12 protein-coding genes are annotated in these 14015 nt (G+C 27.5%); 9 read left to right on the top strand and 3 right to left on the bottom strand.

Translation table 11 applies throughout. The features are described from left to right. Window positions 1-132: 132 nt before the first annotated feature. The 5 genes from ACYUEW_RS08980 to ACYUEW_RS08960 all read left to right on the top strand — a co-directional run bounded on the left by ACYUEW_RS08980 (window position 133) and on the right by ACYUEW_RS08960 (window position 4530). Complete coding sequence (locus ACYUEW_RS08980) at window positions 133-435, top strand: hypothetical protein (RefSeq protein WP_003486626.1); 303 nt, start codon at window positions 133-135, stop codon at window positions 433-435. Window positions 436-639: 204 nt separating this feature from the next. Next, complete coding sequence (locus ACYUEW_RS08975; RefSeq protein ID WP_003486623.1) at window positions 640-2883, top strand: cell division protein FtsA; 2244 nt, start codon at window positions 640-642, stop codon at window positions 2881-2883. 87 nt (window positions 2884-2970) lie between these two features. Next, on the top strand, window positions 2971-4149 hold the full coding sequence (locus ACYUEW_RS08970) for a M20 metallopeptidase family protein (RefSeq protein ID WP_265204123.1): 1179 nt from the start codon (window positions 2971-2973) through the stop codon (window positions 4147-4149). A gap of 104 nt (window positions 4150-4253) precedes the next feature. Then, on the top strand, window positions 4254-4421 hold the full coding sequence (locus ACYUEW_RS08965) for a hypothetical protein (RefSeq protein ID WP_242651484.1): 168 nt from the start codon (window positions 4254-4256) through the stop codon (window positions 4419-4421). Between the two features lies 1 nt (window position 4422). Beyond that, entirely contained in the window at window positions 4423-4530 is a 108-nt protein-coding gene (locus ACYUEW_RS08960; protein ID WP_231701362.1) for a hypothetical protein, read from the top strand. A gap of 756 nt (window positions 4531-5286) precedes the next feature. Here ACYUEW_RS08960 and ACYUEW_RS08955 read toward each other — a convergent pair. Beyond that, window positions 5287-5634: a hypothetical protein gene (locus ACYUEW_RS08955; RefSeq protein WP_460276606.1), complete on the bottom strand. Its 348-nt coding sequence runs from the start codon at window positions 5632-5634 to the stop codon at window positions 5287-5289. A gap of 466 nt (window positions 5635-6100) precedes the next feature. On the opposite strand from ACYUEW_RS08955, the gene ACYUEW_RS08950 reads away from it, so the two are divergent. Both ACYUEW_RS08950 and ACYUEW_RS08945 read left to right on the top strand, forming a co-directional pair. Beyond that, window positions 6101-7054: an RluA family pseudouridine synthase gene (locus tag ACYUEW_RS08950; protein WP_460276605.1), complete on the top strand. Its 954-nt coding sequence runs from the start codon at window positions 6101-6103 to the stop codon at window positions 7052-7054. 31 nt (window positions 7055-7085) lie between these two features. Next, a complete protein-coding gene (locus ACYUEW_RS08945; RefSeq protein ID WP_003486612.1) occupies window positions 7086-8693 on the top strand; it encodes a putative polysaccharide biosynthesis protein in 1608 nt (535 codons plus the stop codon). A gap of 35 nt (window positions 8694-8728) precedes the next feature. Here the strand turns inward: ACYUEW_RS08945 and spoVB are convergent, their stop codons facing one another. Next, window positions 8729-10234, bottom strand: a complete 1506-nt coding sequence (gene spoVB, locus ACYUEW_RS08940) for a stage V sporulation protein B (protein WP_003486610.1) — start codon at window positions 10232-10234, stop codon at window positions 8729-8731. Window positions 10235-10483: 249 nt separating this feature from the next. On the opposite strand from spoVB, the gene ACYUEW_RS08935 reads away from it, so the two are divergent. After that, on the top strand, window positions 10484-11047 hold the full coding sequence (locus ACYUEW_RS08935) for a ferritin family protein (protein ID WP_042385202.1): 564 nt from the start codon (window positions 10484-10486) through the stop codon (window positions 11045-11047). A gap of 20 nt (window positions 11048-11067) precedes the next feature. Here the strand turns inward: ACYUEW_RS08935 and ACYUEW_RS08930 are convergent, their stop codons facing one another. Further along, a complete protein-coding gene (locus ACYUEW_RS08930; RefSeq protein ID WP_003486607.1) occupies window positions 11068-11475 on the bottom strand; it encodes a hypothetical protein in 408 nt (135 codons plus the stop codon). A gap of 1127 nt (window positions 11476-12602) precedes the next feature. Between ACYUEW_RS08930 and ACYUEW_RS08925 the strand changes: the two genes are divergently transcribed. Continuing rightward, on the top strand, window positions 12603-13802 hold the full coding sequence (locus ACYUEW_RS08925) for an iron-containing alcohol dehydrogenase (RefSeq protein ID WP_043031832.1): 1200 nt from the start codon (window positions 12603-12605) through the stop codon (window positions 13800-13802). Window positions 13803-14015: the final 213 nt, after the last annotated feature.

The raw sequence follows: 14015 nt of genomic DNA, 5'->3' as shown, positions 1-14015 counted from the left end.
AATATATATAATAATATATATTAAATGCTTTTATAGACTTTAATATGTTTGACATAAAAGGAAAATGTGGTATACTATATTTGAAAAATATGACGAAAATTAAAAGCATTTAAGTTTAAGGAGGAAAAAATCATGATTCATTTTAAAAAAATGTGGGATGACGTATGCAGCATTTTAGATCATAATGAAATAGAAAATTTAGAAATTCTTGAAAGTTTTAAAACAGGATTCATAGTAAAAACAGAGAATGGAACAGAATTTATAACTAGAGATGATTTCGTTGATTTTTGGTGTCATATGCTATGTTTTAATAAAGTAACGGAAATGGACATAGAACAAAAGGGTAAAGAAACAAAAAAATGTATTTGTGATATTGTAAAAAATTTACCTTATATAAATGCTAATAATGGTGTAATAACTTTAGTAGAACAATAAGAAATATAGTATATTTTTAAGTACTTTTTTATATAAATAATAACTTAAATGCAAAGTCAGGATATTATTATGTACACATAGGGGTGTTTTAAAAAAGTTGCTTTTGTTGAATCTTTGAATATAATATTATATAATTTTATTAAGCTCATATTCTAAAAATTAAAGAATATGAGCTTTTAAATTAAGAAAAAGAGGTAGTATACTATGGAGAAAAATCATCTTGACAAACAGAATATAGTATTCGCTTTGGATATAGGAACTCGCTCAATTTTAGGAGCAGTGGGAGTAGTAAGAGATAAGAAATTTCATGTTATAGAAGAAAGTTATGTAGAACATGAAGAAAGGGCTATGATAGATGGTCAAATTCATGACGTTTCTTTAGTAGCTAATGCTGTAATAAAAGTAAAAAGAAATTTAGAAAAAAAGATAGGTATAGAATTAAATAAAGTTTCTATTGCAGCCGCAGGAAGATTTTTAAAAACATATACTGCGAAATCTGAATTAAATATGGATAATGAAAAGGAAATAGATAAGGATACTATAAGAAGTTTGGAGCTTACATCAGTAAAAAAGGCAGAGGAAGAAGTAAGTAAAAAATCTGGTGGAAAACTTTATTGTGTAGGATATACCGTTAAGAATTATTATTTAAATGATTATGTTATAGGAAACTTATTATTACAAAAGGGAGAAAAAATAGCAGCAGAGGTTATAGCAACTTTTCTTCCAAGATATGTTATAGATAGCCTTTATTCTGTTATGAAAAAAGTAGGGCTTATAGTAGATAGCTTAACTTTAGAGCCTATAGCTGCCATGGAGGCTGCTATTCCTAAAAAATTAAGACTTTTAAATTTAGCTCTAATAGATGTAGGTGCAGGAACTTCAGATATAGCTATATGTAGCAGAGATAGTATAACAGCCTTTGGAATGGTTTCTTTAGCAGGTGATGAAGTAACGGAAGCTATTGTTCAAAACTTTTTAGTGGATTTTGAAGCGGCAGAAAAAATAAAAAAACAATGCTCAGAATCAGAGTCCGTAGAATATATAGATGTTTTAGGACTAACTAATAAAATTCCATCAAAGGATGTAAAAAAAGTTATAGAACCAGTAGTTAAGAAGATATCAGAGGAAATAGGAAACAAAATAATTGAAATAAATGGAGAGAAATCACCTAATGCTATATTTTTAGTAGGAGGAGGTGCTCATACACCCCTTTTGAAAGAATTTTTATGTGAAAAACTTAATATGCCTTTAGAAAGAGCTGCTATAAAGGATAGAGATGCGGTTATAGATTGTAGTATTGAGAATAATAAATTTGGTAGCGAAGGAGTGACAGTTCTAGGAATAGGTTTAATATCTATAAGAAGATTAGGAAATGATTTTATAGACGTAATGTTAAATGGAAGCATAATAAGTCTTTTTAATTCCCATAAACATACAGTCATGGATGTAATGCTTCAGGCAGGTATAAATCCTAAGGTTTTGTTAGGTAGGAATGGTAAAAGTATAAGATTTACATTAAATAATATAAAAAGAATGGCATTTGGAACATTAGCTACCAATGCATTAATAAAAATTAATGGAGTAAAAGCCTCTGTTGAAGATAATATAAAAGAAGGAGATAAAATAGAAATTGAATTTGCTAAAAATGGTGAGGATTCAAAGCCAACCTTAAAGGATTATATAAAGAAAGTATACTCTACAACTTTCTTTATAAATGATATTATAGAAAATTTAACTCCTTTAGCTTTTGTAAATGGTGATAAAAAAGATGTAAATTATATAATTAAAGAAGGGGATAATGTTAAAATTTTCTTCCCTGAAACTCTAGGCCATTATAAGGAGTATTATGAAAATTTAAAGGACTATAAATATTATTTAAATGGAGAAGAACTTAAGGAAGATTACATAATAAAAGAAGGAGATAGAATATATAAACTAAGAGATGAAATAGAAAAAAATAAAGAAGAAAATTCTGAAAAAAATAAAGCGGATGAAAAAGAAATAACTGAAAAAAATAATGAATTAAATGTGGTAGAAAAAGAAATAATTAAAACAAATGATGAAACAAGTATTCAGGAAGAAATAGAAAATAATTATACACAGAGTAAGGATAATGACTTAAAGAGCAAAGATTTACAAAGTGAAGCATTAGGTGAAAAAGAGGCTGCTTTAACAAAAGAATATATAGAGAATGAAGAAGACAATAAAGAAGAAAAAATAGAAACAGAAAATTTAAATATTAAGGAAACAGGTATAAAAGTTAGAGTAAATAACGAGGAGATTATTCTTAAAGATAAAGACAAATATATTTTTGTGGATATATTTAATTATGTGGAGTTTGATCTATCTGTAGCTAAAGGAAAGCTAGTTCTTCTTTTAAACGGTAAGAGTGCGGGGTATTATGATGATTTAAAGGATGGAGATTCAATAGAAATAAAATGGGAATAGGTATAAACAGAGTTTAAATACAAATATATATTTTATAAATAAAAGATAAAATATTCAATTGTATTACTTAAATAACTGGAGGTAAATATGGGAGAGATAAATTTTTTAAAGGAAGCTTTAGATATAAAAAATGAAGTTATAAAATTAAGAAGAGATTTTCATAAACATCCAGAATTAGATTATGATCTTTTTAGAACCTGTGAAAAAGTGAAAGAATTTTTAAAAAACGAAGATATAGAATTTTATGACACAGCAGGTACAGGAGTTTGTGCCATAATAAGAGGGAGGGGATCTAAAACTGTAGCTATAAGAGGTGATATGGATGCTCTTCCACTTCAAGAAAAAAATATTTGTGATTATTCATCAAAAATGGAAGGTAAAATGCATGCATGTGGACATGATGCTCATACTGCCATACTTTTAGGTACTGCTAAGGTTTTAAATTCTATAAAGGATAAATTAAATGGGAATATAAAATTATTATTTGAACCTGCAGAAGAGACTACTGGTGGAGCTAGAATTATGATAAAAGAAGGGGTTCTTAAAGAACCGGAAGTAGATGCTATTATAGGTCTTCATATGGAGGAAAAAATAGAAACAGGAAAGATAGGATTAAGAAGGGGAGTAGTAAATGCAGCTTCAAATCCCTTTACCATAAAAATAAAAGGAAAGGGATCCCATGGAGCTAGACCTAATAATTCTGTAGATCCTATAATTATAGCTAGTAATGTGGTGGTGGCTCTTCAAAACATAGTAAGTAGAGAATTACCTCCTACAGATCCAGGGGTGTTAACCATAGGAACTATCCATGGTGGTACAGCTCAAAATATAATACCAGAGGAGGTTGTATTATCTGGTATTATAAGAGTTATGAAAACTGAACATAGAGAATATGTTAAAAAAAGATTGGTTGAAATAGTAGATGGTATATGTAAAGCTATGAGAGGTGAATGTGAAATAGATATAGAGGAGAGTTATCCTTGCCTTTATAATAATGATGAAATGCTAAATAGTTTTATAAATTCTGCAAAGGGTGTAATAGGAGAAGATAAGATAGAGATGTTAGAAGAGCCAAGCATGGGAGTTGAAAGTTTTGCTTATTTTTCCATGGAAAAGCCTTCAATATTCTATTATTTAGGTTGTAGGAATGAAGAAAAGGGCATAGTGCATCCTGCCCATAGTAGTTTATTTGATGTGGACGAAGATTCCTTACCATTAGGAGTGGCACTTCATTGCAGGGCTGCTTTTGATATTTTAAATTCATAATATAAGGTTAGTAAGAAAAGTTGAATTAAATTTTAAATAGGTTGTGAAAATAATGTGAAAAAAAGATTAAAGATGGTGGAGGGGCTGAGGGAGCTTCTATGCTTATGCCATCTAAAAGGGGATATGTTTCAGAAATTAATAAATTAAGCAGAAAATATGGAGATATAATTCTTAAAGAAATGGTAGCATCAGCTAATATGAACAATAGAGGTGTAGTAGAGAGAGGATATGACTGGGTTCAACTGGCCAAATGTTCCGGTAGTTTTAGTTGAGATGGGATTTTCGTCAAATGCTAAAGAGGATAGGCTTTTAAATACTGAAGAATATAAAGTAAAAATAGTAAATGGTTTAACTGAAGGTGTTAAAAAAGCAATAAATTAAATATTACTATTTATAATAAAAAAATACATTGTTAATAACGTTATATCTAATGCAATATTACAGTACTTATATAATAAACAATAGATATGAAAAGGTAAGTATTTTCTCCTTACCTTTTTGTCATCTTCCATATTATTATATTTACAATAATATATACAATCCAAAATACAAGAGAGGATATATTACAAAAAGTGTTCTTAAAACTCCAATTAGTTTTAAAAAGTTTAGAAAAAATTAAACTTAAAAATATCTGTAAGATTATTATAAGAATTGTCCATAGTATTATTTGCTTGGATGTCATATTATTTTTCATAATTGTTATCCCCTTTTACTAAATGTCCAGCTTCCTACACGTTGAGTTCTTTTTGAATCAAGATAGTAAGTGTTTTCATATCTAGTATAATATTTTCCAACAGAACTCTTTGTTCTATATACGTTGCTTGTAACATATAAATAATTCGGTAAAGAAGCAACTCCTCCGCCAGTTCCAGTGACTATAGCTGTGGTTATTATTTTAGCTGCTACAGAAATTCCAACATAAGGTGTAACTGCTACTATAGCAGCAGCTGCAGCACCAACTGAAACTCTTTTACCTACTAAGCTTACTCCGTATCTATCTGTACGAATATATTTTTTGTATGTGCTTCTTGATAATAATTGGTTTTCTTCAACTGTTTTATTCTCTGATATTTCTGCTTTTAGAGTTGACGTTTCAGTTTTACCATTAATATAATTATATTCTGTACTTTTGACAGCTTATCCTTCTAAATGGGAAGAAATACTCGAATATAATATTTCTTTTCCATTAACCATTTTATATACTTTACTAGAAACATCAGTGCCATTAATATTTTCTTTAATTTTATACATTCCATCATTTCTAAGTTCAGTATATTCAAGATAATTATCTGTTATTTCAATAAAATTTATATTCTCCCTTAAATTTTCTGCGAATTTATTGTTTGAATTAATTTTTTCAATAGTTGAAATTCCTTCTAATGATGGAGGTTTATTGTATGTAGCTCCAAAAGCAGGAACACTTGTAGTAAGTGATATTAAAGATGCAAGTGTAACACTGATAATTTTTGTATTAAACTTTTTCATAAAAATTGCTCCCTTCAAATTAACATACTTTATTGTTATTTTTAATATAAAAAATTTTTATAATAGACTAATTATAAAACCTCCCTTGTAGCTAAACGATTAGAAAGTATCAGTTAGTTTAAACTAACTGATTGATAAATGTATAGTATCATACACAAAAAGTAAATTCAAGATAATTTATACAAAATATTAATTTTATGGATTATAACATTAAATATATAGTAGCATCATGTGGATTATATTTAATGTGATATGAATAGGTATTCAGTTTGGAATAAGAGGGTATTTACTTGATAAAAATATAATAGTAATATATAATAAGTTGTTAGTATATGCAATATAAGCAAAAATTACATAATTTATAAGGGAAATGTGTATTTAAGGTAATATATGAAGTAGAACCACATAGAATTTATAAGGATGCACAATATACAAATAATAAAGTTGTACTGTAAGGAGTGTTTTCATGAAAATAGTAATAGGCGCAAATGAAGCGGGACAAAGATTAGATAAGTTTTGCAGAAAGTGGTTAAAGGATGTACCTTTGAGTGCTATATATAAAGCTATAAGAAAAGGTGAAATAAAGGTTAACGGTAAAAAATCTAAGGAAAAGAACTTCTTGGAAGAAGGAGATATAGTAGAGTCATTCAATGTGAAATCTAAGGGAGAAAAAAAGAAGTTTGTTAGAATAGATAATAATCTTAAGATTACCTATGAAGATGAAAATATGGTATTGGTAGAAAAGTGGCCAGGAGTTTTAGTTCATTCAGATAAGAAAGAAGGAGAGCCTACTTTAACAGACTATGTGCTGTCTTATCTTTACGATAAAGGGGATTACACTCCAGAACTAGAGGTTACTTTTACACCAGCACCTTGCAATAGATTAGATAGAAATACTTCTGGTATAGTTATATTTGGTAAAAATTATGAATCACTAAAAACTCTAAATGAAATGATAAGAGATAGAAAAATAGAAAAATATTATTCTTCTTTAGTAAAGGGGAGAATTAAAGATGGTATTTATGAGGCTTATATATCTAAAAATCAAGATACTAATATGTCTAAAATATATAATGAACCAAAACCTAATACTAAAGAAATAGCTATGGAGGTCAAAACTATTCAGACCTGTGGGTCTTTTTCCTTCATAGAAATAGAGCTTTTAACAGGAAGAAGCCACCAACTTAGAGCGCATTTAAGTCATTTAGGAAATCCTATAATAGGGGATTCTAAATATGGAGATAAAAAATTAAATAGTTTCTTCCACAATAAGTATGGATTAAGTTATCAATATTTATATTCCTATAAACTTATATTTAGAGACACTATGGGAAATTTGGAATATATGAAAAACAAAACCATAGCAGAAACTTTACCACCGATTTTTAAGAAAATAAAAAAAGATGTGTTTAAGTTTTAATAATATATAAGTATGGGATGGGGAGTACATTATGAAAAAGCAATCAGTAACTAAAGGATTTGCCATATTATCCATAGCTGGAATGCTGGCAAAGGTTTTTTCTTTAATTTACATACCAGCATTAATAAATATACTTACAGATCAAGGGTATGGTATTTATATGGCTGCTTATCAAATTTTTACATTTATATTTATTTTAACTAATTCTGGTATACCTGTAGCCATATCTAAGCTTGTATCAGAGCTTATAGCAACAGAAAATTATAAAGATGCTCTAAAGTCTTTTAGACTTGCAAGATATATGTTGTTATTTTTAGGATTTGCAATGGCCCTGTTTACCGTTTGTGCATCAGGTTTTCTATCTAAGCGTATAGGGTACCCAAAAGCCCAATTATCAGTATTGGCTTTAGCACCATCTATTTTATTTACCTCTGTTGCTTCTGCTTATAGAGGATATTTTCAAGGTATGGGTAATATGACACCTACTGCTATATCTCAAGTTATAGAACAGCTTATAAATGTAATATTTTCCTTATTGTTTGCAGCAATATTTATAAAATATGGATTGGAAGCAGGTTGTGCAGGAGGTACTATTGGGACTTCATTAGGAGCTTTAGCTTCAGCTTTGTTTTTGATGTATTGTCATAAAAAAAATGGGGCTATAAAAGTAAAGGATAAAAGTAACATAAAAGATGAAAAATATAGTGTAGTTTATTTGATGAAAAAAATTATACATTATGGATTGCCTATAACATTGTGCGTAGGTATGAATTCAGCAGGAGCTTTGATAGATGTATATAACACTAAGGCCAGACTAATGGTAGCTGGATTTAATGAAGTTAATGCCACCGTACTTTATGGATATTTAGCCAAGTATCAACAGTTTATAAATGTACCTATAGCTATAATAAGTTCATTATCTATGGCGGTACTTCCTGTTATAGCAGGGGCTGCAGCTAAAGGGGATAAAAAACAGGTTAAAAGCAACATAAATTATGCTTTTAGATCTTGTTTTTTAATTGCAATACCAGCTGCTGTAGGATTAGGATTTTTAGCAGATCCTATATATAAAATGCTTCATATAGGTGGCGGTGTAGAAATAATGAGATATGGTGTTATAGTTTTAGTTTTGATGGCTGTAGCTCAGATACAAACTACTATACTTCAAAGTATAGGGAAACTTTATGCTGCTACATTATATTCTCTGATTGGAATATGTTTTAAAATATTCACAAATTATTTATTAATAGCACAACCAAATATAAATATAAAAGGTGCTATATATGGTAGCGCTATTGGATTTTTGGTACCTATTATATTAAATCATAGAATGATTAAAAAATCTTTAAAGGTTAAATTTAATATCATAACTCCTGCGATAAAGCCCTTTATAGCTGCACAAATAATGGGATTTATAATAGTGCCTTTTCATAATTTAGTTAGTTATTTTATAGAGTTTTTACTTAAAAGAGTTTATATAGCTAATGCAATTGGAACTTTGGCAGCTGTAATACTAGGAGTATTTATATATGCTTATTCATTGATATTAATAGGTGGCATAAGAAAAAAAGATTTAGATAGAATGCCTTCTAAATTAATAAAGTTTATACCTAAGTTTGTTAGAAAAAGAATAAGATAAAAAACATTAGATTGGCAAGGAGTTTTCTTGCTAATCTAATGTTTTTTATTTGTAATATTTATAAGGATAAACATTAAGAAGAATCCAGAAAGTATTATTAAAATATTTCTTATATAAATATTTTGTAATGATATTATATTATTTAATAGATTTAATATAAGATATACTAAAATTGTGCATAAAGCATATATGAATTTTTCATGTAGGTCTATTTTTATAAAACAATGTTTTTTTATTTCTTCAAAGTTTAGTACTATAGAGGTTATAGAGGTTATTATTAAGGTTATACCATAGCCGTATATATTTATAAAAGACAAACCTGTTAGCATATATAAAAGTATCAAATCCTCTACAGCTACAATTATTGAGTTTTTTAAAAGTATTTTCTGCTTCCCTATACCGTTTAATATAGCATAGCTTATAATAGAAACATATACAAAGGGAGTAGAAAAGGATAAAAACTTTATATAATTTCCTAGGTCTTTTCTATTAAAAAACATGAAACCTAATTCATTAGGTATAGCAGCACAAACGCATAAGGTGCTTAAACTTAATATTAGGGCTATTTTTATAATTTTTTCTATTCTATTTTCCATAGAAAAGTAGTTACCTTTACTCATACTCTCAGATAAGTCAGGTATTAATATAGTACAAATAGAGGTTAATATTATTGAAGGGAATAAAGGAATAGACAAGGCCATGTTTGAAAATTTTCCCATCAATGATAAAGCTTCTCTGTAATTAATTCCAGCACTTAGTAACCTTCTTGGTATTATAAGGGTTGATAATGTATATAAACCCGTAGTTAAAAAACCGTTTAAGCATAAGGGCAAAGATACTATAAGTACGTTAAAGAGAAGCTGTAGACTATCCTCAGATTCATTATAGCTAAATTTAAATTTCAATTTATTTTTTATATAAAAAAAATATAGAAAAATTAAACTTACAAGTTCCCCTATAGTAAGAGTAGTATAAGCTGTAGTTACAGTTCCAGATACTGAAGAAATATTAAAGGAATAAATTATAAGGGAAAATACAACAATTCTAAGGCCTTTTTCTACTATATCTATGATAGCAGGTACTTTAGCAGTTGATATGGAGTAAAAATATCCTTTTAATATAGCAGATAAAGCAATAAAAATCATAGCAGGGCATATAACCCTCAAAGCCTTAAGAGATCTAGTGTCTTTTATTATATTAGAACTTATGTAAGAAGAATTAATAAAAACAAAACATACCACAATTATGGCCCATATAGCATCAAAGGTTAGGGTAGATTCTACGGTTTTATGTAAATTGCCAAAATCATTTTTACCAAAATAAATAGCACAATTTCTAGATATAGCTGCAGTCATACCACCGTTTATAAGGCAAGTGAATAAATCATAAATAGGCATAATTAGTCCGTAAAGTCCCATACCTTCAGCACCAAGTTTATTAGAAATAAGTATAGAAAAAGTAAAAGCACAAACCCCAGTAGTTAAATTAGAAACTATTAATGTAAGGGACTCTTTAAAAAAAGTACTTCTTTTTGTAAGCATAAAAAATATATTTCAACTCCTGTAAAATACTAACACTAAATAAATATGAGGAAAACTTCAAATATATTCTACTGAATACTAAATAAGAAAGTTATAAAAGGATAATCTTTAAAAGAAGCAAAAAATTTTTTTGTTTTTAATACAGTTATGTTATACTGTATAATAAAGTTGGGAGTTTATTCTAGGTGTATAATCTTTAATAGCTTTATGACATATTATATAGAACAATTAATCATAGGAGGGGAAGTTATGCAAAAGTTGTTTTGTAACATTTGTGGTATAGAAATAAATGAAAGAAATTATAATTTAAATAAGGAAGCTTTTTTAGATAAAAATACTACTGATTCTATAAAATTTTGTCCTATATGTGGAGCCCCTATAAAATATTTAAGTGAGGAAAAATTTATATATAGACTAGAAGAGAAAGAGTTAAATGGAGAAGTGTTTAAAATATTAGATCATGCCGTAAAATTGGAAGTATTTAATGGGGATTTTTATAAGAAAGCTTCAGAATTAGCTAAAAATGAAAAAGTATCAAAATTATTTAAGGCTTTGGCTAATATAGAATATGGTCATGCTATGGTTCATAAAAATTTAGCAAGAATAAGAGAAATGCCTAAACTTACTAAAATAAATTATGATAAATATGATAATGATAGTATACTATTAGAAATGGCCCAAAAAAGGGAAGAACATGCTGTTAATTATTACAATAAATATGGTAAAGATATTAATTCAAAAACCTTACATATAGTTTTTGAGGCTTTAAAAAATGTGGAGATAGATCATATACATATAATAAATGAAAAATAGAACTTAGTTAAAGCTAAGTTCTATTTTTTAATTCTTTGTACTTTTTTTACCTTTTGTATATTACCTTCCATAGGTATTAAATCTTTCTTTGTAGTCATATTTCTAACATTTATTATTTCAATAGATTCTCGGTTTTCTTTCCCTTTTTTACCCTTTAAACCTTGTACAAGTATAAAATTTCCCTGGGATACATTTATAAATTCAGGTTTTTTAAACCACTTTTTCTTTATATAAGTACATTTGATAACATTTTTACTTCTTTCAGGTTTTACAAGTAAAATTACTGTAATTTTATTAAGAATCCAAAGTATAGATTTTTTTTCAACCTTAGCTGAAATTACATTACCTTGAACTTGAGTAATTCTATCTCCATATTTTTTTAGATATGCTTCTGTGTAGTATGATCCAAGTTTTTCTTTAAAACCCATAAGTATAACTCCTTTACTAATATGTATTTAAAATAATAAATAATTGCTATAATTTTATGTATATTATAACATAGTATTGGTAAATTTAAAATAATTTAATTTGAACCCCATTGGCATGTAGGAAAACTACTAATTATATAATAATTTTATTGATAATACTATAAATAGTATTACCATAAATATTATAACGATACAATAAATAAGTTGTGCACCTATAGATTTAGATGCTGTTGATGTAAATTTATTAACTTATGAAGAGATTGATTCAAAGTAGATTTAATTTTCAGATGACCTCTTCTTTTTATTAAGTCTTAAATTGGAATTTGATATTTTAAATGTTAATGAAAGTTATAATTCATATTTATATTGGTCTTTAAAAAAGAGAAAAGTTATTGAAAGCTTAGAAAATGAACGAATATTAATATTATTCTATATAAAAATAAGGAGAAATCCAGAGAAAAAAATGTTAAAATAATAGCATATTAATATATAATCAATTTTATTGTGCAATTTTAAGAAAATTTAGCAATTATTTAGTTTGATTACAAAGCATATATATATTATTATAATTATAAAGTATAGTGAAAAGAAAAAAATAGGATGTGGTTTTGTGGGTAGTAATAACTACGCCTTGCGTAGAGTTTTTATAGCTCTTCTATTAAGTGGTACAGCAGTGTTTATAACATATGTACTTATAAGTCTTAGATATGTTCTTCTTTAATATATATAAGAATAAAAAGCCAAATTACTTAAATAATAAAAGTAATTTGGCTTTTTATATAAGTAATTTAATATAAAGAAAATAATTATAATTGATACAAGGATAAAATTGGTTATCCAAATTAATTAAACTTAAAAATATGTAATAATATAATCACAAATATCTACAAGTTGTTAAAAGGATATTAATTAAATATGAATAATGATTTTAAATATATAATGTATGATCAGAGAAATGCCCTGAATTAACAGATGTAAGAGTTTGAATTTGAAAAAATTCCCTTATAATGTTTTGGGATAGTTATAAAAGCTGTTGTAATTCGTTAAAAAAATAACTATAATATAAATATGATGATTTATTTACATTATTTATGGAATCTTATATATATTTAAGGGGGTATTTATAAATGTGGGAATCTAAAATTACTATAAATGAGATAAGAGAGATAAGATTTAAAACCACTGTTTATTTAGGGATAGGAGCAATAGAAAAAATATATGATATAATATCTAATTTGAAAAAAATGAGTATAGACAAGGTACTTATTGTTACTGGAAGAGGAGCTTATAAAAAAACTGGAGCTTGGGATTATGTTGAAAAAGCTTTGGAAAAGGAAAACATAGCCTACATTTTATATAATGAAGTTACACCAAATCCAACTGCAGATCAAGTAGACGAGGCTGCCAGAATGGGAAATGAATTAGGTGCAAAGGCGGTAATTGGCATAGGAGGAGGAAGTCCTATAGATGCAGCTAAGAGTGCAGCAATACTTCTAGAATATAAAGATAAAACCGCAAGGGATATATATGAATTTAAATTTACTCCAGAAAAAGCAGTTCCGGTTATTGCAATAAATTTAACTCATGGAACAGGTACAGAAGGAGATAGATTTGCAGTAGTTAGTATTCCAGAAAAAGAATACAAGCCAGCTATAGCCTATGATTGTATATATCCTCTATATGCTATAGATGACCCACAACTTATGGTTAAGCTACCAGTGCATCAAACTTGCTATGTATCAGTGGATGCTATAAATCACGTAGTAGAGGCATCCACAAGTAAAGTAGCAAGTCCATATACCATATTATTAGCAAAGGAAACAGTAAGAGTGGTTTCTAGATATTTGCCTCAGGCATTACAACATCCAGGGGATTTAACAGCTAGATATTATTTAACATATGCTTCTTTAATTGCAGGTATATGTTTTGATAATGGATTGCTTCATTTTACTCATGCTTTAGAACATCCATTAAGTGCAGTAAAACCAGATTTATCTCATGGGTTAGGATTAGGAATATTATTACCTGCTGTAATAAAGGAAATATATCCATCAGTATCTGAAGTTTTAGCAGATATTTTATCACCAATAGTTTGTGGATTGGAAGGAAATCCAGGAGAGGCTGAAATAGCAGCTAAAGGTATAGAAAGATGGTTATATAGTATAGGTATTACAGAAAAATTAACAGACTTAGGATTTAAGGAAAGTGATGTGGAAAAATTGACAAAGTTAGCTTTTGAAACACCAAGCCTAGACTTATTGTTAAGTATGGCCCCAATAGATGCAGATAAAAAAGTTGTTAGTAATATATTTAGAAATTCTCTTTAAATTTAATATAGATAATAACCGTAGAAAAGCTTTTATATATTGTATATAAAAGCAAAAAAATTAATTTAAAATAAAACTACCTAAAAGATGATTAATATGGAAAACAATGAAATATAAATGTGCTCTCATTTATATTAAGCCTTCTTAAAATAAGAATCATCTCTAATAGGTAGTTTTATTATTTAAGAAAAAATAGTATTAAGAACTTATATT

Source organism: Clostridium sp. CTA-1, from assembly GCF_054768215.1.
Note: the sequence above shows the minus strand (reverse complement) of the source record. Positions and strands in the feature narration are given on the sequence as shown.

Bases quoted from the DNA above. Each gene is read 5' to 3' on its own strand.
- ACYUEW_RS08980 (WP_003486626.1), top strand. From the start codon at position 133: ATGATTCATTTTAAAAAAATGTGGGATGACGTATGCAGCATTTTAGAT.
- ACYUEW_RS08975 (WP_003486623.1), top strand. From the start codon at position 640: ATGGAGAAAAATCATCTTGACAAACAGAATATAGTATTCGCTTTGGAT.
- ACYUEW_RS08970 (WP_265204123.1), top strand. From the start codon at position 2,971: ATGGGAGAGATAAATTTTTTAAAGGAAGCTTTAGATATAAAAAATGAA.
- ACYUEW_RS08965 (WP_242651484.1), top strand. From the start codon at position 4,254: ATGCCATCTAAAAGGGGATATGTTTCAGAAATTAATAAATTAAGCAGA.
- ACYUEW_RS08960 (WP_231701362.1), top strand. From the start codon at position 4,423: ATGGGATTTTCGTCAAATGCTAAAGAGGATAGGCTTTTAAATACTGAA.
- ACYUEW_RS08955 (WP_460276606.1), bottom strand. From the start codon at position 5,634: ATGAAAAAGTTTAATACAAAAATTATCAGTGTTACACTTGCATCTTTA.
- ACYUEW_RS08950 (WP_460276605.1), top strand. From the start codon at position 6,101: ATGAAAATAGTAATAGGCGCAAATGAAGCGGGACAAAGATTAGATAAG.
- ACYUEW_RS08945 (WP_003486612.1), top strand. From the start codon at position 7,086: ATGAAAAAGCAATCAGTAACTAAAGGATTTGCCATATTATCCATAGCT.
- spoVB (WP_003486610.1), bottom strand. From the start codon at position 10,234: ATGCTTACAAAAAGAAGTACTTTTTTTAAAGAGTCCCTTACATTAATA.
- ACYUEW_RS08935 (WP_042385202.1), top strand. From the start codon at position 10,484: ATGCAAAAGTTGTTTTGTAACATTTGTGGTATAGAAATAAATGAAAGA.
- ACYUEW_RS08930 (WP_003486607.1), bottom strand. From the start codon at position 11,475: ATGGGTTTTAAAGAAAAACTTGGATCATACTACACAGAAGCATATCTA.
- ACYUEW_RS08925 (WP_043031832.1), top strand. From the start codon at position 12,603: ATGTGGGAATCTAAAATTACTATAAATGAGATAAGAGAGATAAGATTT.